This window comes from Pseudomonas sp. LBUM1668, assembly GCF_059695715.1.
Genome location: NZ_CP166787.1, coordinates 5,557,873 through 5,578,165 on the forward strand (window position 1 = coordinate 5,557,873; position 20,293 = coordinate 5,578,165).

A 20,293-nucleotide genomic window follows, 5' to 3' on the forward strand; every position below is an offset into this window, starting at 1 on the left:
CCTACAGGGGGGCAGCGTCCGGCTTACGTGTTTCCAAGGGTATGACCATGTCCCAAGACCGTCGCTACAGCTTCGAGTTCTTCCCGACCAAGACCGATGCTGGGCATGAAAAGCTGCTCAACGTTGCCCGTCATTTGGCAACGTACAATCCCGATTTCTTCTCCTGCACCTATGGCGCTGGTGGTTCGACGCGTGATCGCACCCTCAACACCGTTTTGCAACTGGAAAGCGAAGTCAAAGTACCGGCCGCACCGCACCTGTCGTGCGTCGGCGACAGCAAGGACGACCTGCGCGGCCTGCTGAACGAGTACAAGGCTGCCGGCATCAAGCGCATTGTTGCCCTGCGTGGCGACTTGCCGTCCGGCATGGGCATGACCAGCGGTGAGCTGCGTCACGCCAATGAACTGGTTGAATTTATTCGTGAAGAAACCGGTGACCATTTCCACATCGAAGTCGCCGCTTACCCGGAGATGCATCCGCAAGCGCGCAATTACGAAGACGATCTCGCCAACTTCGTGCGCAAGGCCCGCGCCGGCGCCGACAGCGCGATCACCCAGTACTTCTTCAACGCCGACAGCTACTTCTATTTTGTCGACCGTTTGCAGGCGCTGGGCGTGGATATTCCGGTGGTACCGGGGATCATGCCGATCACCAACTACAGCAAACTCGCGCGCTTCTCCGACGCCTGCGGTGCGGAAATCCCGCGCTGGATTCGCAAGCAGCTGGAAGCCTATGGCGATGACACTCAAAGCATTCAGCGCTTTGGTGAGCAAGTCGTCAGCGAGATGTGCGAACGCTTGTTGCAGGGCGGCGCACCGGGGCTGCACTTCTATTCCATGAACCAGGCTGAACCTAGCCTGGCGATCTGGAATAACCTGAAGTTGCCGCGCTGAAGCAGCTACAAGCTGAAAGCTACAAGCCAGATCAAAAGATCGCAGCCTTCGGCAGCTCCTACATTGGGATTTAGTTCACCCTGTAGGAGCTGCCGAAGGCTGCGATCTTTTGCTTTTAAAGGCCCGAGACAGAGCTTGTGCAGGCAGTTTCTGGCTCTTTGTGGTTTCTCGTCGTAATCTCAAGCCATGCCTTTGATCACACAGTTATTCGCCGTGCTGGTTTTTGCTTGCCTGAGCTTCGCCGCTCGAGGCGAGAAGCTGCGTATTGTCACCGAGCCATGGGCGCCTTACGTCTATGAAGAGAACGGCAAAAACCTCGGGCTGGATTACGAAACCACCGCCATTGTGTTCAAGCGCCTGGGCATTGAAGTCGAATGGCAGTTCCTGCCGTGGAAACGCTGCCTGTCGATGCTGGAAACCGGCCAGGCCGACGGTGCGCTGGATATTTTTCACAGCGCCGAGCGCGATGCCACCCTGCTCTACCCCAGCGAGCCGCTGTCGGATGTCGAGTTCGTGATGTTCTACGCCAACGACCGACCACACCCGTTCAACAAGCTCGACGACCTCAAAGGCCTGACCATCGGCACTTCACCGGGTTATCTGTACAGCCCCGACTTCAGCGAATCGACCCTGTTTACCCGCGAGCCGGCGCCGACCCACGAAGCCAACTTCGGCAAACTGGTGCGCGGACGTATCGATTTGCTGATCACTGATCGCCGCGTGGGTCAGCATTTGCTGGATCAGTTGAATATTCGCGATCTGATCAGCGAAAATCCCATGGTTATTAGCCGCCAGAGCCAGTTTTTAGCAGTTCGGCGCAATGCCGGGATGGATTTGCTGGCGCAACGCTTCGGCGCCGAACTCAAGCGCTTCAAGCGCGAACCGGCCTACGCAGAGCTGAGCGCACGCTATGGCGCGGCCCCTGGCCAGACGGCGCCATTGAGTAAAGCGTCGGCGGACAGCAAAACCGTTGAGCAGCAGGAAAGCAGCGCGCAGTGATTGCTCTGTTATACTCCGGCGTTCCCGCCAGGCTCACGCCCGGACGCCCGGAACCTTAACAGGCCTCTCGACCCGCTACAGCGCAGCTTCCAGCCAGCGCGAGCACTCCAGACGTGTCTTTGGAACCGCAGCAGGACCGGACGGGATTGCGTCCTCTTAAACGTGATTCGCGCCAGGCAAGATTCCCATTGGGCCAAGCCCTAACTAAAACAGGATTACTCATGTCCTTTGCTTCCCTCGGTCTCTCCGAGGCTTTAGTCCGCGCCATCGAAGATGCGGGCTATACCGAGCCTACTCCGGTGCAACAGCGGGCTATTCCCGCCGTGTTGCAAGGTCGCGACCTGATGGTTGCGGCACAGACAGGTACTGGTAAAACCGGCGGTTTCGCCCTTCCGATCCTGGAGCGGTTGTTCCCCAACGGTCACCCGGACAAATCCCAGCGTCACGGCCCGCGCCAACCGCGCGTACTGGTCCTGACCCCGACCCGCGAACTCGCGGCCCAGGTTCACGAGAGCTTCAAGATCTACGCCCGTGACCTGAAATTCGTCAGCGCCTGCATCTTCGGTGGCGTCGGCACGAACCCTCAGGTTCAGGCCATGGCCCGTGGTGTCGACGTGCTGGTCGCTTGCCCGGGTCGTTTGCTCGACCTGTGCGGCCAGGGCAGCGTCGATCTGTCCCACGTTGAAATCCTCGTCCTCGACGAAGCCGACCGCATGCTCGACATGGGTTTCGTGCACGACGTGAAGAAAGTCCTCGCACGCCTGCCGTCCAAGCGCCAGAACCTGCTGTTTTCGGCGACGTTCTCCAAAGACATCACCGACCTTGCCGGCAAGCTGCTGCACAACCCGGAACGCATCGAAGTCACGCCGCCGAACACCACGGTCGAGCGCATCGAACAGCGCGTATTCCGTCTGCCGGCCAGCCACAAGCGTGCGCTGCTGGCTCACCTGATCACCGCCGGCGCGTGGGAACAGGTGCTGGTGTTCACCCGTACCAAGCACGGCGCCAACCGTCTGGCCGAGTACCTCGACAAGCACGGTCTGCCGGCTGTCGCGATTCACGGCAACAAGAGCCAGAACGCTCGCACCAAAGCCCTGGCCGACTTCAAGGCTGGCGAAGTGCGCATTCTGGTGGCTACCGACATCGCCGCGCGCGGCCTGGACATCGACCAGTTGCCACACGTGGTCAACTTCGAACTGCCGAACGTCGATGAAGACTACGTGCACCGTATCGGCCGTACTGGCCGTGCCGGTCGTTCGGGTGAGGCGATCTCGCTGGTCGCTCCGGACGAAGAAAAACTGCTGAAAAGCATCGAGCGCATGACCAAGCAGAAGATTGCCGACGGCGATCTGATGGGCTTCGACTCGAGCACCATTGAAGCCGAGAAGCCGGAAGTGCGTGAGCGTCCGGACGTGCGCAACCCGCGCAACCCTCGTGGCCCGCGCGGTGACGGTCCGAATGGCGGCGGCGGTGGCGGCGGTCGTAAAGACAAAGGCAAGGAAAAGAGCAAGGAAAAGCCAGCCGGCGAACGCGGCGAGCGTCCAGCCCGTCAGCAAAAGCCTCGCGAAGGCACTCCGGCCCGTGACCAGCGCCCGAGCCAGCCGCCACGCGCTGCGTCTGATCGCGCCCCGGACGAGTTCCTCGACGACGATGTGGATAACTTCGGTAACCGCGTTGACTACGTGCCAAAGCCAGCCCCTGCCGGCGGTCGCGGCCGTCGTCCAGGCGCACCGGCTCAGGGCGCAGGCGCAGGTTCAGGCGCACCACGCGGCGGTCAGTCGCAAGGTCGCCAGAACGCTCCGCGCAACACCAACGGCTCGAGCACCGGCACCCCGCCAGCCAAGCGTAGCGGTCCACGTAATGGTGCACCGCGTGACGGTCAGTCGGGTCGTCGCGACGACTCTTCCTCGTCTTCGCGCAACCGCCGCCCGGCCCGTGACGATCAGCCTCGTAGCGAGCCAGCCGTGCAGGCCCCGCGCAGCAATGGCCCGAAGATCATGCACAAGGAATCGAAAGCCGACCGCTTCCCGACTCCTGAGCAGCTCGATCAACTGCCAAGCCGCCCACGTGGCGAAAAACCAGCCTTGCTGACGCGCAATCGCTGATTTGATGCCGCAATGAAAAATGCCCCGGTTCGCAAGAGCCGGGGCATTTTTTATGGAAAAACACACCCCCACCTGTAGGAGCTGCCGAAGGCTGCGATCTTTTGATGTTGGAAAAGCCAAAGTCAAAAGATCGCAGCCTTCGGCAGCTCCTACAGGGGATGTATGTGTGGCAGGCAATAAAAAACGCCCCCGGCCTTTCGACCGGGGGCGTTTTTGTGTGGCTGGCGAAAAATTACTTCGCTTTCACGCCTTCAAACGAAACGTACAGCTCGACCGCGTCGGACTTGGGACCCAGGTCTTTCTGCTTGCCGAAATCGGAACGCTTGATGCTGGTGGTGCCTTCGAAGCCGGCACGGTAGCCGCCCCATGGATCCTTGCCTTCACCCAGGAAGGTGGCTTTGACAACCACTGGCTTGGTGACGCCCAGCAGGGTCAGGTCGCCAGTCACGTCAGCGGTGTTCGCGCCGGTGGACTTGACGCTGGTGGAAACGAAAGTCGCTTTGCCAAACTTGCTCGCGTTCAGGAAGTCTGCGCTGGCGATGTGCTTGTCGCGCTCGGCGTGATTGGTGAACACGCTGGCGGTGTTGACGTTGAACTCGATCTTGCTGTCTTCAGGCTTGGCCGCGTCGAAGCTGAACTTGCCGTCGATGTCCTTGAAAGTACCGGTGATGAAGCTGTAGCCCAAGTGGCTGATCTTGAAGTCGACGAAGGCGTGCTGGCCTTCTTTATCAACGACGTAGTCTGCAGCCATTACGTTGGCGGACAGAACGGCAGAACCGATTGCCAGAGCGGCCAGAGTCTTTTTCAACATGCTTTGTTTTCCTTTGGAGTCGAGGTTGAACATCAGGCTTTGCGACCGAGCATTCGAGTGAGGGTCGCATCACGATCAATAAAGTGGTGCTTCAATGCTGCCAACGCATGGAGACCGGAAAAAATTACCAGCGCCCACGCCAGCCAGAGATGAATCACCCCAGCGGTATCTGCCTGATCCGGTAGCCCGGAAACCAGTGCAGGAACTTCAAACAGGCCAAACACCGGAATACCGACACCGTCTGCGGTGGAAATCAGGTAACCGGCAAGCATCACAGCGAACAGCGCGAGATACAGAAACCCGTGGCCGCATTTAGCGCCGATACGGGTCATGCGGCTGTAGCTTTGCAGCGTCGGCGGCGGTGGGCTGATAAAACGCCACAACACCCGCAACACCATCACTCCGAGCAGCACCAGACCAATGCTCTTGTGCAGATCCGGCGCGTCTTTGCGCCAGGTGCTGTAGTAATCCAGCCCGACCATCCACAGGCCCAGCGCGAACAGTCCGAAGACCACCAGCGCCACACCCCAGTGCATGAAGATGCTGACCCAACCATAGCGCGAAGAAGAGTTACGTAGCTGCATTGCCCAAATCCTGTGAGAACTGCGAACCAAGACTAGCGAGTTATCTATCGAATTAAAGCGGAAAATTTCGCTTTGAAATATCGAGAAATACGATGAAGAGTCTGAAAGTGGCGTGTTAAGGAAAGATTAAAGGAGAAATTGTGGCGGGATGTTAGGTGGCAGATCCTGATGATGAGCTGTTTGGACAGGCCTCATCGCGGGCAAGCCCGCTCCCACAGTGGTCGGTGGCGTTCACAAGTTCTGCGTTCGCCGCAAAAACCTGTCGGAGCGGGCTTGCCCGCGATGAGGCTCTTACAGGCAAAAAAAAGCGCGGCATAAGCGCCGCGCTTCTTCATTCACCGCAAGGCTTTTACTGCGCCTTGGTCTCGGTCGTTGCCGCAGGCTTGGCTGCTGGCTTCTTCGCCGGCTCAGCCTTTTTTGCCGCCGGTTTGGCCGCTGGCTTTTTCGCTTCGGTTTTCGCCGCAGGCTTTTTCGCTGCTGGCTTGGCCGCCGCTTTCTTTGCAGGCTCGGCTTTTACCGGTGCGGCTGGCTTCGGTGCTTCCACCGGAGCTGGCGCAGGGGTCGGCGCGGGCGCTGGAGCCACTGGAGCTGGCGCCGGCTCTGGAGCTTTCACAGGCTCTGGCTTCTTCTCATCGTCCGAACCACCGAACAGGTTGCTGAAGAAGTTGCCCTTCTTCGCTGCCACGGCACCGGCCGCGCCCGCCGCTGCTGCCGGGATCACTTTGGCCGGTTCAAATGATTTGCCTGCCGCCAGATCTTCAACCTGGCTGGCTGCACGCTGACCGGTGCGCAGCGCGCCTTCCAGAGTGCCCGGGTACAAGGTGTCGGTGTGTTCGCCGGCAAACGCTACGCGCTGCAGCGGACGTTCCCAGATACGCCAGAACTTGCTGATCTGGCCCGGACCGTAAGCCAGGTACGCGCCGCCCATCGACGGGTCGGTGCTGTAGCGACGGATCTCATAACCGGTGAACGAGCCACGGGCCTGTGGATAAAACGCGTGCAGACGAATCAGCACCTGATCGACCATCTGCTTGTCGCCAAATGCCTGCATCACACGGGCATTGTCTCCGGACAGGTTGATCACCACGTTGGCGCCGCCCTTCAGCGCGGGCTCGATCCACAACATGCCCAGACCGGTGTTGCTGTAGATCTCGCCGGACATGCGCGACTTGCTTTCCCACACTGGCGTCTTGAACTTCAGCATGATCTGGTCGCGCCAGCCGTAGTTGGTGCCCTTGATGGCCGCCAGACGCTGGGCATCCAGTGACGGGGTCAGCTGAATCTTGTTCAAGGCACGCAACGGTACAGCCAGCACGACGTAATCGGCCTGGTAACCGACGCTGCCAACCTTGACGGTCACGCCGTCCTTGTCCTGATTGATGGCCGATACCGGCGAATTGGTCTTGATGACCTTGATCTGTTTGACGAACGCTTGCGCCAGCACCTGGCTGCCGCCGACCAGGCGCGAGGCGCGCAGGTCACGGTCGGACACGCCGCGATACACGCGGTTCTGCTGGGCGAAATACAGCAGCGACAGACGCGAAGGCTCGTCGTAGTGGGTGCGGATGTCCTGGTTGATCAACTGACGCGCAGTGGCTGGCAGATTCTGTTTGTCGAGCCAGCTCGACACGGTGATCTGGTCCAGTGCGTGCAGGGTGTTGGTCGCTGCCGGGTTCTGTGGATCGTCGATCGAGCGCGCCAGATCGTCGAGGGTTTTCTGGTAACGCTTGAGCGCATCGGCGGTGGCCGGTTGCTTGGTCGCCAGGTCGGCAGCGGAAAAATACTCGCCGTCGATCAAATAACCCGGTGTACGCACGAATTCCGGTGCCGGCGTGGTGCCGAGCTTGAACGTCGAGACGTACTTGTTCAGCACCGGCTGGGTTTTGTCGTTGCCGATCCACTCGCTGGTGGCCATGCCCGAGCGACCGCCCAGGCTTGGTTTGGCTTCGAGCAGCGTGACCTGCCAGCCTTTGTTTTGCAGCTCATAAGCAGCGGTCAGGCCCGACAGGCCGCCGCCGATCACGATTGCGGTTTTATCCTTGGCCAGCGCCGTAACGCTGAACAGCCCCAACATCACCAGCGCACAGGCGCGCAGCCAACCGACAGACATTCAGCGAACTCCGGAAATACACAGAAAAAAGCAGTTGTGCGGGTCAGACGACCCAAAGAACCGCGAAGAATACGTTAGCCATCAAAACGCCGCCAGCGACGTCTATCGGCTCATACAAAGTAGCTCAATCGACACAATGGGTTGTTCCCGCGCGATGCATTGCATAGGCTTGCGCGATTGTTTGCCCGCGCCTGTCGCGAGCCGCCTCGAGGAGACTGTAAATGGGCCTTAATAATCAGTGGATGCAACGCGATCTCGCGGTGTTGTGGCATCCCTGCACCCAGATGAAAGACCACGAACAGCTGCCGCTGATCCCGATCAAGCGCGGCGAAGGCGTCTGGCTCGAAGACTTCGAGGGCAAGCGCTACCTCGACGCGGTCAGCTCGTGGTGGGTCAACGTGTTCGGCCACGCCAACCCGCGCATCAACCAGCGCATCAAGGATCAGGTCGATCAACTGGAGCACGTGATTCTCGCCGGTTTCAGCCATCAACCGGTGATCGAGCTGTCTGAACGTCTGGTGAAGATGACGCCAGAAGGCCTGAACCGGGTGTTCTACGCCGATAACGGTTCGTCCTGCATCGAAGTCGCGCTGAAAATGAGCTTTCACTATTGGCTCAACCGCGGCATGCCGGCCAAGAAACGCTTCGTCACCCTGACCAACAGCTACCACGGCGAAACCATGGCAGCGATGGCGGTCGGCGACGTGCCGCTGTTCACCGAAACCTACAAAGCCCTGCTGATGGACACCATCAAGGTGCCGAGCCCGGATTGCTACGGGCGCCCCGAAGGCATGAGTTGGGAAGAGCACTCGCGCAATATGTTCGCGGCGATGGAACAGACGTTGGCCGAGAACCATGACAGCGTTGCGGCAGTGATCGTCGAGCCACTGATTCAGGGCGCCGGCGGCATGCGCATGTATCACCCGGTGTACCTCAAGCTGCTGCGCGAGGCCTGCGACCGTTACGGCGTGCACCTTATCCTCGACGAAATCGCCGTCGGCTTTGGCCGCACCGGAACGATGTTCGCCTGCGAGCAGGCCGGCATCCGTCCGGACTTCCTCTGCCTGTCCAAGGCCCTGACCGGCGGCTACCTGCCGCTGGCCGCGTGCCTGACCACCGACGATGTCTACAGCGCGTTCTACGACGACTATCCAACCCTGCGCGCCTTCCTCCACTCGCACAGCTACACCGGCAACCCGCTGGCGTGCGCGGCGGCGTTGGCGACGCTGGATATCTTCGAGCAGGACAACGTGATCGAGAACAACAAGGCACTCGCTCAGCGCATGGCGTCGGCGACGGCGCATCTGGTCGATCACCCGAACGTCAGCGAAGTGCGTCAGACCGGCATGGTCCTGGCCATCGAGATGGTCAAGGATAAAGCCACCAAAGAGGCCTACCCTTGGCAGGAACGCCGCGGCCTGAAAGTGTTCCAGCATGCGCTGGAGCGTGGCGCGCTGCTGCGTCCGCTTGGCAGTGTGGTGTACTTCCTGCCGCCGTACGTGATCACGCCGGAGCAGATCGACTTCCTCGCCGAAGTCGCCAGCGAAGGCATCGACATCGCCACCCGTGACAGCGTCAGCGTGGCCGTGCCGAAGGACTTCCACCCCGGTTTCCGTGATCCGGGCTGATCTGTTTCACTAAAGCTTCAGCGGTGACCGGACTACCGTCATCGCTGGCAAGCCAGCTCCCACAGGTTCTGCGCAAGTCCTTGTGGGAGCTGGCTTGCCAGCGATAGGGCCGCCAGACTTTTACAATTTCTACAGAGACCCCGCATGAGACTGTCCCGCTTCTTTATCGACGCCCCGCTAAGCACCGGCCAACACGAACTGCCGGAGGCCCAGGCGCATTACATCAGCCGCGTGCTGCGCATGGCCGAGGGCGATGCGGTGCAGATGTTCGACGGTTCCGGCCATGAGTTTCGCGGTTCCTTGCTGGAAGTCGGCAAGAAACGCGTGGTGGTGCAGATCGACGAGCAGTTCGCCGGACAGATCGAATCACCGCTGCACATCCATCTCGGCCAGGGCCTGTCCCGCGGCGAGCGGATGGACTGGGCGATCCAGAAAGCCACCGAACTGGGCGTCAATGAAATCACGCCGATCTTCAGCGATCGCTGTGAAGTTCGCCTCAAAGACGAGCGCGCTGACAAACGCTTGCAGCATTGGCGTCAGGTGGCGATCAGCGCGTGTGAGCAATGTGGTCGCTCGCGGGTCCCGGTGATTCATCCACCGGTACTGCTGGCGGACTGGATCAAGCAGACCGAAGCCGAGTTGAAACTGGTGCTGCACCCGGTGGCCGAGCCGCTGGTGAGCCATGCCAAACCTTCGACTCTGGCGTTTCTGATCGGGCCGGAGGGCGGCTTGTCCGAGGCCGAGGTCGAGCAGGCCAAGGGCAATGGTTTTCATGCTGCTCGCCTTGGGCCGCGCGTGTTGCGGACCGAAACTGCGCCGGTAGTTGCGTTGGCGGTGGCTCAACAATTGTGGGGTGATTTCTAGGGTCCCAAAAGATCGCAGCCTGCGGCAGCTCCTACAGGGGCAGCGCATTCCAAATGTAGGAGCTGCCGCAGGCTGCGATCTTTTGATCTTGCTTCACAGGACGTAAAACATGATCGCAACAAAGTGCAGCAAACTCCCGGCAATCACGAACAAATGCCAGATCCCGTGGGCATGTCGTAGCCGATGATCCAAGGCAAAAAAGATAATCCCCACGGTGTACAACACCCCGCCCGTCGCCAGCCACGCGAAACCCGTCGTGCCCAACGCCGCCAGTAACGGCTTCACTGCCACCAGCACGATCCAGCCCATCACCGCATAGATCACGATGGACAGAATCCGCGCCTCGGAACGCGGTTTGATCTCTTGCACAATGCCGATCAGCGCCAGCCCCCAGACAATCCCGAATAGTGTCCAGCCCCACACCCCGCGCAAGGTCACCAGGCAAAACGGCGTGTAGCTGCCGGCGATCAGCAAATAGATCGAAAAGTGATCGACCTTCTTCATGATCTCTTTCTTGCGCCCGCGCACGCTGTGGTACACGGTCGATGCGCTGTACAACACCAGCAGGGTAAACGCGTAAATCGCCACACTGACGATCTTCCATGGACTGCCATCGAGGCAGGCGATGACCAGCATCCACACACCGCCGATAAAAGCCGCCACTGCCCCGACCAGATGCGTCCAGGCGTTCAATCGTTCTCCGTGATACATCTATTGCTCACCTCAAAATTCATTACCGCAGCGCGCAAGGCTCGGGCCTTGAGCGTAAAAGCGCAATGTTTCTGTTCAACATGAATCCGTATAGGAGCTGCCGCAGGCTGCGATCTTTTGATCTTCAAAGGCAAAAGATCGCAGCCTGCGGCAGCTCCTACAAAGGGCCGCGTTTACCGTGCACAATCGGCCGATACCAAAAAGAGTCCGCGCCATGCTGATCGACGAAGAGTTGACCCTGAAAAAACTCGAGGTGTTCCTCGCTTTCATGCGCACCGGCAATCTCGCCCGTGCCGCTGCCGAGCTACAGACCAGCAACGTCAGCGTGCACCGCGCGATTCACTCGCTGGAAAGCGCCCTGCGCTGCCCGCTGTTCAAACACGAAGGCCGCAACCTGACGCCGCTGGAAAGCGCCTATGTACTGGAGGAACGCGCGCAAAAGCTGATCCAGGACGTGGTCGAAAGCGTACGCCTTACCCGCGAGGCCGCCGGGTTCTCCGCCGAACGCTTCAAGCTCGGCTCGCTGTATTCACTGACCGTGAAAACCGTGCCGCAACTGATCATGGGCTTGAAGATCCGCCGCAGCGAACTCAACATCGACCTGATTCTTGGCTCGAACATCGACCTGCTCTACAAGCTGAAAAACATGGAAGTCGACGCGATTCTGGTGTCGCTGGACGACAGCATCAACGACCCGGATTGCGAGCAGATTGCGCTGTTTTCCGATGACATCTTTCTCGCCACTCCTGCCGATTCAAGATTTGCCCAGCGCAGTGAAGTTGATCTGGCGGACGTACGCGATGAAACCTTCATCACGCTGACCCAGGGATTTGCCACGCATCAGGACGGTAATCGGGTGTTCAGGCAGGCGGGGTTCGAACCGAAGGTGGCGATGCAGGTGAATGACATCTTCACGCTGCTGAGCATGGTCAGTTCCGGGGTGGGTTATGCGTTGCTGCCGGGGCGGATTGCGGCGGTGTACGAGAACCGGGTAAAGCTGATTCCGTTGCAGGAAAAGTATCGGTTGCAGCAGCACATTGGTGTGGTGTTTCTGAAGGCCAAGGAGCGCGATCCGAATCTGCTGGCGTTGTTGGCGGAGTGTCGGATGTATGCCAATCGGCAGGTCTGAAACCGAGTTGTCTGAATCGCTGGCAAGCCAGCTCCCACAGTGTGTTGCGTCGCACAATAAATCTGTGTTCAACACATCGCCCTGTGGGAGCGGGCTTGCCCGCGATGGCGTCAGCTCAGGTAACAAGCAACCAAAGCCCTACCCCACCAACCCCCGCATCACCAAAAACAAAACCGAAGGCCCAAGCAAACACCCAAGCGCGGTATAGAACGCCGCCGTCAGACAACCGTAAGGCACCAGTTTCGGATCCGTCGCCGCCAGCCCGCCAGCCACGCCACTGGAAGTGCCCATCAAGCCGCCGAAGATCACCGCACTGCGCGGGTTGTTCAAGCCGATCATCGGGGCCACGAACGGTGTCATCACCATCACCAGAATCGCCTTGATCAACCCCGCGGCAATCGATAACGCCATGACTTCGGAACTGGCTCCAATCGCCGCCCCGGTCACCGGGCCGACAATGTAGGTCACCGCCCCCGCGCCAATGGTGGTAAGGCTCACCGCATCGGTATAACCGAACGCCATCGCCACACCAACGCCGGCGACAAACGACGTGCCCACCCCGACAAACAGCGCCAGCACACCGACAAACCCGGCGCGTTTGAGCTCTTCAACACTCACGCCAAACGCCGTGGCAACGATGGCGAAATCCCGCAGCATCGCCCCACCGAGCAAACCGATACCGGACAGCAGTGGAATATCCACCACGCCTTTCTGCCCACCGGTCAGCGCACCGCCAACATAGGACAACACCAGCCCGAGCAGAATGGCGATCGCCGAACCGTGCAACCGGCCCTTGGTGAAGGTATTGGACATCCAGTAGGACACCCACATAGTCAGGCCGACAATCAGGAAACCGCTGATCAGGCCGTAGCCAGTGATGACTTTCATCATTGATTCGTACATGGCGATTACCCCGCAGTCTTGGCTGGAGCAATCGGCGCCGGATCCTTGTTACCGAGGCGCACCAGCACCGGCACCATGGCAAAGGCAATCACCACCGCAAGTGTCCCGGCGAGAATCGCCATCGGCCCGCCCTTCAGCGCGCCGTAAACATTCTGCTGCGCCGCCATGGCGACCACGATCGGAATGTAGATCGCACTCCAGAACTCGACACCCTGTTCAGTCTTGCCCTTGAGCCAGCCGGTTTTGTTCAGATAACTGCCCAGGCCGATCAACAGCAGCATCGCAATGCCGACGCCGCCGACGTTGGCTGGCACGCCGATCAGCTTGCCGAGCAGTTCACCGACCCAGACACCCACCAGCGTGCAAAAGGCCAGAAACGCCACACCGTAAATAATCATTGTTGTAGTCCTCAAAGTGCATCGTCGAATGTTGTTTTTGTTGTTCGAAGCTTGAGTCGGCGGTTTTAGAGTGGGCGGCTTCCCTCCTCACGCAACAGCGCCTGCAAGGTGTCGAGGCGAGCACTGTCGAAGGCCGTGACAGTGCCTGATTCGAACACCCGGCGCGCCAGCCCGGTCAGCACCGCACCGGGCGGCAGTTCGATCTGTAGCCGCACGCCGCGCTCGTAGGCGCTTTGCACGGTGCTGCGCCAGTCCACCACGCGGCACATGTTGAAAGCGAGGTCGTCGCGCAAGGCTTCAACCTTGATGACCGGCCGAGCGCGACTGCCGCTCAGGTAAGCGATTTTCGGAGTTTGCAGCTGTATTTTGGCGAAGGCTTCAGCGAGGGCCTGAGCCGGTTTTTCCAGCAGCGGACAATGCGACGGCACGCTGACCGCCAGACGTTTCGCCAGCCCCGCGCCACGACTGCGCGCCAGTTCGGCAACCGCTTGCATCGCCTTGTCACTGCCAGCAATGACCACCTGGTTATCGGCGTTGATGTTGGCCAGATAAACCGGCGTTTCGGCGCTGTGAACTTGCACCAGCAACGCTTCGACTGTGGACAATTGCAAGCCGATAATCGCGGTCATGCCAAAGCCCTGTGGATAAGCCTGCTGCATCAACTCACCGCGCAGGCTGACCAGATGCAGTGCATCGCTGAAGCTCAAAGCACCCGCCACCACCGCTGCCGGGTAAGCACCAATGGACAAACCTGCGACGTAATCCGCCGTGAGGCCATCCTGCAGCAACTGCCGCGAAGCTGCTGTGCCTGCGATCAACAGACACAACTGAACCGCCCTCGTCGTGCGCAACGCCTCGGCAGAGTCGAGCAGCAAAACGTCTTCGCCGAGCACATCGCTGGCCTCGACCAAGGTTTCCCGAGGCAACCGCCGGAGCATGCCCGGTTGCTGCGCGCCTTGGCCTGGGAACACCAAAAGGCTGCTCACGCTGCCAACTCCTGCGGGTTCCACGGATCTGTAACCAGACACGCCTGATGGGCGTTTTTCAGCAGCACCCGCGCTGAGGGGCCAGCCCATTCGCGCAGGGCCACAGCGCCGAATGGCGTCTGCAATTGCATGTCGACCCGGCAGGCTGCCTGATCGAAAAGCGCTACCAGTTTGCGTGCCTGATTACGCGCCAACAGGTGCGGCGTACGCAGGATCAGATCGAGATCGCTGCCCTCATGCATCGCCGTAAAACCACTGGCCAGTTCAAACCCGGCACTGCCACTGACACCCCAGACCCAACCACAATCATCGAGCATTGGCCGCAACTGTTCGAGCGCGCGCAGGGCCGGCACGTCGCGATCACTGTCGACCTGACAAAGCGCTTCCGGACTGACCCGACAGGCAATCGAGTCGACCGCCATGAACGCCGCCAACCGCTGCTCGCGCAAGACACCACGAATGCCAACGGCAACAAAACCATCAGCGCTCATTGCCCGGCGCACCACCACCGGTTGCCCGGCGCTGAGCGATTCAACCGCCCAGCGCGGCGCATCCGCCGGCAATTGCGCAGGCGTCATGCCCCAGAGCAGGTCGTGGGCCAAAGGCATGTTCACCACTGCGCCCTCAGCAGTTCGCGTACGCGGCTGGAAGCCTCACGATTGTTCGCACCGAGACGACCGCTCAGATCATTGCTGCTGACATCGTTGATCGCTTGGCTCAGGCATTCAGTCACCCGCGCCAGATCCTCCGCTGTCGGCTGTTCGATCTGCTGCACCGACAGGGTTTCCCAGAGCAAGCCGAGGCTGGCGTAGCTGTCGATGTCATAAGCCATCGGCGGCACGCTGGCGGCCAATGCTTCGAGTTCTTCGACGCTGCGCAACGTGACCCGCGCCGCTGAAGCCTTGCCCATCGCGTGCACCATCACGCCGGGATCGCGCAGGGCAATCAAGCGGTTGGCCTGATAACCGTGGGCAAGGAACGCCCCGGACATCGCTTTGCCCACCAACAGTCCAATCACCGGATGCCCGGCCAAACGTGCGCGGGCATAACTGTCCGCCGCACCGGCCAAAGCCTGATGAATGCCAAGCGCTTCTTCGCGACGACCATAGGCCTGGCTGGGTACATCGACGATGGCGATCAGTGGGCGCTTCTGTGATTTGTCGCGGTCAGCCGTGATCGCGTCATCCACAGCCTTGGCCAAACCCCAGCCTTCCAACAGCCCGACTTCACCGTTTCGAGCACGGGGAAAACGATTGTCCGGGTCAGCGACCACGGCGATAAAACGTCCGAGTTCGCCATCGGCAACCTTCAACGATGACGGCAGCCCTTCGACCTCTACTGCGCCAGCGCTCAAGGCGTTGAACCAGTTCAAACCGCGCACGGAATAGCCACTCATGAGCGCTCTCCTTGATACAGATCGCGAACCACCGAAGGCTCGATTTGCTTGTCAGTGTCGAGGCTGGCCAGACGCTGCAGGAACCACTCGGCACGCTGGCTGCGCGGTTGCGTCGGCAAACCTTGCTGCAACAGTTCACCGACCTGCTGACGAATCTGCGCCACATCGTCGGCGACATAACGATCCACCAAGCCACTGGCGAAACGCTGCTCGCCACCGGTCAGGCTCCAGATAAATGGCCGGTCGCGAGAGTCGTATTCTTCTATCCCGGCTTCCTGCTCGATCACTTGCGGGCCGTTCAGGCCAAGGCGTGCTTCCTGGGTCACCAGCAAATAGCTGCACAGCGCAGCGGCAATCGACATGCCGCCAAAGCAACCCACGCTGCCCGCGACCACACCGACTACCGGTTGGTACTGCTGCAAATCGGCAATTGCCGCGTGAATATCGGCAATCGCCGCCAAGCCGAGATTGGCTTCCTGCAAACGCACACCACCGGTTTCCAGCAGCAATATGGCGCGGGTCGGGATGCCTTTGCGGTTGTCTTCGGCGGCCAGTTCCAGCGCGCCGGCAATCTTCGCCCCGCCGACTTCGCCGAGGCTGCCGCCCTGAAACGCGCCTTCAATGGCAGCGATCACCACCGGCAACCCGTCGACGCTGCCCTTGGCGATCACCACGCCGTCATCGGCCTGCGGCACCACGCCCTGGCGTTCGAGCCACGGCGACATGATGCGTTGAAACGGATCGAGCAATTCGCGGAAGGTGCCGGCATCGAGCAAGGCTTTCGCCCGTTGCCGCGCGCCGAGTTCAACGAAGCTGTGTTTGTGCAAAAGCGCTGCGCTGTCAGTCATGGCCGATCTCCTCGAAACCTTGCTCCAGACGCAACCGCACCACACCCGGCGTCGCGCCGAAATCGTGGATATCGATGGCCATGGCGGGCGGCGTGGTGCCGTCGAACATCCGCGCAAACAAGTGCTGCCAGCGCTGCTGCGCGCCGTTGACCGAGGTCTGCACGTTGATCGTCAACTTGCCGGCCAGTCCCGGTTCGATCAGCACTTCCAGATCGCCCGAGCCAACACAACCGACCAGCGCGCGACCGCGTGGCGGCGGCCCGGCGGGGAATTCAAACGATAGGGTTTCCATCAAAACGCTCCCTGAAGAATGCCGTCGCGCTCGATTCGGTCGAGCAGTAGCGTGGCGGCGAGCAAGTCGGCGGCGCCACCGGGCGAGGCATTCAATGCGATGAGTTGTTGATCCAGTTCGTGCAGTCGACGGCGGCCGGTGAGGCTGGCGCTACCGCCGGCATCCAGCACCGCTTGCGCGCCTCGCTGCATGGCTTGCAAACCCGCTTCGCCGGCGCGATAGAGCACGCAGGTGTCGGCGAGGTCAGTCATGATCGCCAGCAAGGCGTCGAGCCGGGCGTTCTGTTCGCCGTGACCACGGGCGCGACTGCTTTTGAGTTGCGGCAAGCCGCGTTGCAGCACCGACGGAAAACCCAGTTGCGCTTCTTCGCGAGCACCGCGTGCGCCGTAGCGCAGGGCGACTTGCGCGCCGTGACTTAGCGGGCGAGGTGCGTAGCGATCATCGAGCAGCGCCAGACGTGCGGCGCGCAGGGTAACCGCATTGGCGCCCGTGGATTTCGCTTCGAGCGCGGCGGCGGTCACCAACAGGCCCAAGGCCCAGATCGCGCCGCGATGGGTGTTCACACCGTTGGTGGTGGCGAGCATGGCTTGCTCGCCTTCACGGCCGATGCAGCCAATGCTTTCACGCAGCACCGGATTGATCTCGCCGATTTCAATGGCGGCTTCGGCCATCTCCTTGAACGCTGGCCACAATGACAGCGCCGAAGCGTGCATCAGGCCCAGGTGCAGATCGGTATGTGCGCCGTTGCCACGACGATCCACCAGCGCCGGTTTCGGTGACAGATCCGCTTCGTCGATCAATGCGTCGACCGCCAGATCCGCCAGCCGCTCGGCCAGGCTCAGAGGTTTCGTTTGCAGGTTGAATGCGTGCATTACCAACTCCTGAACTTGGCGGGCGGGTTGTAGAGGCCGCCGGACCACTCGACCAGATCGGCCACGCTCTTCGCCGCCAGCAGTTCGCGGGTGGCGTCGGTGCGGCGGATGCCGAGGTCTTCGGGCAAGGCGATCAGGCCTTCGCGGCGCATGCGTTCGGTGTCTTTGGGGTTGTGGCGCAGGCCGATGGTGGTGACGCCCGCAACCGCAGCGATCATCGATTGGCGCTCTTCCAGCGAACGCGCTTTATAGAGGTAAGCGATGCCTTCTTCGGTCAGCAGGTGGGTCACGTCGTCGCCGTAAATCATGATCGGCGCCAGCGCCATGCCGCTCTTCTTCGCCACTTCCACCGCATCGAGCGTTTCGACGAAGGTTGGTTTGCCGCCCTCCTGAAAGGTCTCGACCATTTGCACCACGAGTTTCTTGCCGCGTTCGAGCATCGGTTGCTGCGAGTCGTCGTGGCGCATATCGAGCCATGCAGGCGTGCCGTGGCGGCGGCCACGCGGGTCGTGGCCCATGTTCGGTGCGCCACCGAAACCGGCGAGTCGGCCACGGGTAACGGTGGAAGAATGGCCGTCTCCATCGACCTGCAACGTCGCGCCGATAAACAGATCCACCGCGTACTGCCCGGCCAGTTGGCAGAACATCCGGTTGGAACGCAGCGAGCCGTCGCGACCAGTGAAGAACACGTCTGGCCGTGCCGCGATGTAGTTTTCCATGCCCAGCTCGGTGCCGAAGCAATGCACGCTTTCAACCCAGCCACTTTCAATCGCCGGGATCAGCGTCGGGTGCGGGTTGAGCGTCCAGTTGCGGCAGATCTTGCCTTTGAGGCCGAGGGATTCGCCGTAGGTCGGCAGAATCAGTTCGATGGCTGCGGTGTTGAAACCGATGCCGTGGTTGAGCGACTGCACGTTGTGTTTTTCGTAGATGCCGCGGATCGCCATCATCGCCATCAACACGTGCACAGGCTTGATGTGGCGTGGGTCGCGGGTGAACAGCGGTTCGATGTAGAACGGCTTGTCGGCCACCACCACAAAATCGACCCATGACGCCGGAATGTCTACGCGGGGCAGCTCACTGACGTCGTCGACCAATTGATTAACCTGGACGATGACGATGCCGTCACTGAACGCTGCCGGTTCGATCAGCGCCGGGGTGTCTTCGGTGCTTGGGCCGGTATAGATGTTGCCGGCGCGGTCGGCCATGAACCCGGCCGAGAGCACGACGTTGGGAATCAGGTCCACCACCAGCCGTGCGTAGAGCTCAATGTAGGTGTGGATCGCGCCGATTTCCAGAAGGCCGTCTTCAAGCAACTGGCTGATGCGCAGGCTCTGGGTGCCGGCGAAGGAGAAATCGAGTTTGCGGGCGATGCCGCGTTCGAACAGGTCGAGGTGCTCGGAGCGACCGACGCTGGGCATGATCATGTGCAGGTCGTGGAGCTTTTCGGGATCAGCCTTGGCGAGAGAGCGAGAGAGGAAATCCGCCTGTTTCTGGTTATTGCCCTCCAGCACTACACGGTCGCCGGGCAGGATCAGCGCTTCAAGCGCCGCGACGATCTTGTCGGTGGGCAACACCACACCGTCGGCCAGCCCACGCACCTTGTCGAGGCGGCGCTGCTTCTCATCGCGCCGCCGCGTCCAGCGCGAGTCGGGGGAAATTGTTGTTGTCATGCTCACTCCACGGGGTTCGCTGTCGTGGAGCTAAGTTAGGCGTGTGGGGTGGGTGCATCAATCAAGCAGGGTGGTGAATCATTACGCTTGGCGTAACGATTCATGCCCAATCGCAGGTGTTAATACTCAATTACTACGCAGCCCCGTGACCCAGCCGCTCCTTTGAGTCCGGCATGCCCAGATTGAGAACTTGTGTTGATCTCGCCGCCTCCACCCCCTGTACCACCTTTACCAGCGTCGCACGCAGCAGAAGGGGCCGTGCCGCCATTACCGGGAGTCTGTGAACCACCATTCAAGCCACCGTTCTGCCCTCTTTCTCCGTTGACAGGAGTGCAGCTAGCCGACGTTGAAGAACTCATACTTCCGCCCGTGCCGCCTTGGCCGGGAGTATTACTGACCCCACCTGTACTTCCTCCTGCCCCACCTCGGCCCCCGCTAACTGCAAAATTACTGAAGGTGTCGGAAGGATTACCGGGCCGATCATTGGAAAATCCGAGCGGACCGCCCGGAATGTTAGTTACTGCCACAGAACTAGTATCGCCGTCATTACCGGAAGTGCCAGCTTTACCAGTACTACCTGCCGCGCCCTCTTCCCCACCACGACCAACATATAGATACAAGGCTTCATTAGGGTTTACATTAACGGTGCACACCATACTGCCGCCTGCACCACCGCCACCGCCCCCCGCTCCGCGCCCTTTGAGAGCGAAATCAAAGGCACCTCCGCCACCGCCTCCACCGCCGCCTGCACCAATTATGGTAAAGGTAAGCTGCGTGACTCCTCCCGGAGGTTGGAAGACATAATTGCCGACCTCGTTATAGATCTTCGTGGCCGCATGAACAGATGTGATTCCAAACGCGGCGCAAATACCCACTGCGCAAGTAAGACAGATTGCTGGCTTCATGATGAGAGTCCTTTATCGATTGGTACAATATCCCCAAGGATAAAAACCATTACGTATCCATTCGGGAATTCGCGGTGCTACGCCCTCGACACTAACGCGAAGTCGACAATTTGGAACCTGTAAGAAATGACAGTCCATAATAGTTTTTTGGAATAATTTTATTTTTTTTAGGATGATTAGGCATATCTC

20 protein-coding genes are annotated in these 20,293 nt (G+C 60.3%); 6 read left to right on the forward strand and 14 right to left on the reverse strand.

The features are described from left to right. The first annotated feature begins 47 nt into the window (after positions 1–47). The 3 genes from metF (at position 48) to rhlE2 (ending at position 3,997) form a co-directional block, all read left to right on the forward strand. A complete protein-coding gene (metF, locus tag ACA061_RS25065; RefSeq protein WP_150593620.1) occupies positions 48–893 on the forward strand; it encodes a methylenetetrahydrofolate reductase [NAD(P)H] in 846 nt (281 codons plus the stop codon). 186 nt (positions 894–1,079) lie between these two features. Continuing rightward, entirely contained in the window at positions 1,080–1,892 is an 813-nt protein-coding gene (locus tag ACA061_RS25070; protein ID WP_497300222.1) for a substrate-binding periplasmic protein, read from the forward strand. A gap of 221 nt (positions 1,893–2,113) precedes the next feature. Continuing rightward, positions 2,114–3,997: an RNA helicase RhlE2 gene (gene rhlE2 / locus ACA061_RS25075; protein WP_150617818.1), complete on the forward strand. Its 1,884-nt coding sequence runs from the start codon at positions 2,114–2,116 to the stop codon at positions 3,995–3,997. Between the two features lie 232 nt (positions 3,998–4,229). Here rhlE2 and ACA061_RS25080 read toward each other — a convergent pair whose 3' ends face one another. The 3 genes from ACA061_RS25080 to ACA061_RS25090 all read right to left on the reverse strand — a co-directional run bounded on the left by ACA061_RS25080 (position 4,230) and on the right by ACA061_RS25090 (position 7,502). After that, entirely contained in the window at positions 4,230–4,808 is a 579-nt protein-coding gene (locus ACA061_RS25080) for a YceI family protein (RefSeq protein ID WP_042561513.1), read from the reverse strand. 32 nt (positions 4,809–4,840) lie between these two features. Beyond that, entirely contained in the window at positions 4,841–5,392 is a 552-nt protein-coding gene (locus ACA061_RS25085; RefSeq protein ID WP_497300223.1) for a cytochrome b, read from the reverse strand. Between the two features lie 349 nt (positions 5,393–5,741). Beyond that, on the reverse strand, positions 5,742–7,502 hold the full coding sequence (locus ACA061_RS25090; RefSeq protein WP_150601949.1) for a flavin monoamine oxidase family protein: 1,761 nt from the start codon (positions 7,500–7,502) through the stop codon (positions 5,742–5,744). 221 nt (positions 7,503–7,723) lie between these two features. Here ACA061_RS25090 and ACA061_RS25095 point away from each other — a divergent pair, with 221 nt between their 5' ends. Next, positions 7,724–9,130 (forward strand): adenosylmethionine--8-amino-7-oxononanoate transaminase, encoded by a 1,407-nt coding sequence (locus ACA061_RS25095; RefSeq protein ID WP_150617821.1) that lies wholly within the window; start codon positions 7,724–7,726, stop codon positions 9,128–9,130. A 144-nt stretch (positions 9,131–9,274) separates the two neighbouring features. Beyond that, positions 9,275–9,994, forward strand: coding sequence for a 16S rRNA (uracil(1498)-N(3))-methyltransferase (locus ACA061_RS25100; RefSeq protein ID WP_150601951.1), 720 nt, complete (start codon positions 9,275–9,277; stop codon positions 9,992–9,994). Positions 9,995–10,087: 93 nt separating this feature from the next. Here ACA061_RS25100 and trhA read toward each other — a convergent pair whose 3' ends face one another. After that, positions 10,088–10,705, reverse strand: a complete 618-nt coding sequence (gene trhA / locus ACA061_RS25105; RefSeq protein ID WP_150601952.1) for a PAQR family membrane homeostasis protein TrhA — start codon at positions 10,703–10,705, stop codon at positions 10,088–10,090. 214 nt (positions 10,706–10,919) lie between these two features. Between trhA and ACA061_RS25110 the strand changes: the two genes are divergently transcribed. Next, positions 10,920–11,834 (forward strand): LysR family transcriptional regulator, encoded by a 915-nt coding sequence (locus tag ACA061_RS25110; RefSeq protein ID WP_150617823.1) that lies wholly within the window; start codon positions 10,920–10,922, stop codon positions 11,832–11,834. 138 nt (positions 11,835–11,972) lie between these two features. Here ACA061_RS25110 and madM read toward each other — a convergent pair whose 3' ends face one another. From madM to ACA061_RS25160, 10 genes are all read right to left on the reverse strand, one after another. Further along, positions 11,973–12,737, reverse strand: a complete 765-nt coding sequence (gene madM / locus ACA061_RS25115) for a malonate transporter subunit MadM (protein WP_210700603.1) — start codon at positions 12,735–12,737, stop codon at positions 11,973–11,975. A gap of 5 nt (positions 12,738–12,742) precedes the next feature. Continuing rightward, complete coding sequence (gene madL, locus ACA061_RS25120; protein WP_150601955.1) at positions 12,743–13,135, reverse strand: malonate transporter subunit MadL; 393 nt, start codon at positions 13,133–13,135, stop codon at positions 12,743–12,745. A 65-nt stretch (positions 13,136–13,200) separates the two neighbouring features. Next, a complete protein-coding gene (gene mdcH, locus ACA061_RS25125) occupies positions 13,201–14,121 on the reverse strand; it encodes a malonate decarboxylase subunit epsilon (RefSeq protein ID WP_497300224.1) in 921 nt (306 codons plus the stop codon). Beyond that, positions 14,118–14,738, reverse strand: coding sequence for a malonate decarboxylase holo-ACP synthase (locus ACA061_RS25130; RefSeq protein ID WP_497300225.1), 621 nt, complete (start codon positions 14,736–14,738; stop codon positions 14,118–14,120). The genes mdcH and ACA061_RS25130 overlap by 4 nt, the downstream gene beginning before the upstream one ends. Then, positions 14,732–15,517, reverse strand: a complete 786-nt coding sequence (mdcE, locus tag ACA061_RS25135; protein ID WP_497300226.1) for a biotin-independent malonate decarboxylase subunit gamma — start codon at positions 15,515–15,517, stop codon at positions 14,732–14,734. Before mdcE ends, ACA061_RS25130 begins: the two co-directional genes overlap by 7 nt. Then, the gene (locus ACA061_RS25140) at positions 15,514–16,365 is read right to left on the reverse strand and encodes a biotin-independent malonate decarboxylase subunit beta (RefSeq protein ID WP_497300227.1); all 852 of its coding nucleotides are present in this window, start codon (positions 16,363–16,365) and stop codon (positions 15,514–15,516) included. Before ACA061_RS25140 ends, mdcE begins: the two co-directional genes overlap by 4 nt. Then, positions 16,358–16,657 carry a malonate decarboxylase subunit delta gene (locus ACA061_RS25145; protein ID WP_150601960.1) on the reverse strand — a complete coding sequence of 100 codons (300 nt, stop codon included), beginning with the start codon at positions 16,655–16,657 and terminating at the stop codon, positions 16,358–16,360. The genes ACA061_RS25140 and ACA061_RS25145 overlap by 8 nt, the downstream gene beginning before the upstream one ends. Further along, entirely contained in the window at positions 16,657–17,529 is an 873-nt protein-coding gene (locus ACA061_RS25150; RefSeq protein ID WP_497300228.1) for a triphosphoribosyl-dephospho-CoA synthase, read from the reverse strand. Before ACA061_RS25150 ends, ACA061_RS25145 begins: the two co-directional genes overlap by 1 nt. After that, complete coding sequence (mdcA, locus tag ACA061_RS25155) at positions 17,529–19,199, reverse strand: malonate decarboxylase subunit alpha (RefSeq protein ID WP_497300229.1); 1,671 nt, start codon at positions 19,197–19,199, stop codon at positions 17,529–17,531. The genes ACA061_RS25150 and mdcA overlap by 1 nt, the downstream gene beginning before the upstream one ends. Before the next feature lie 119 nt (positions 19,200–19,318). Beyond that, positions 19,319–20,104, reverse strand: coding sequence for a glycine-rich domain-containing protein (locus ACA061_RS25160; protein WP_497300230.1), 786 nt, complete (start codon positions 20,102–20,104; stop codon positions 19,319–19,321). Positions 20,105–20,293: the final 189 nt, after the last annotated feature.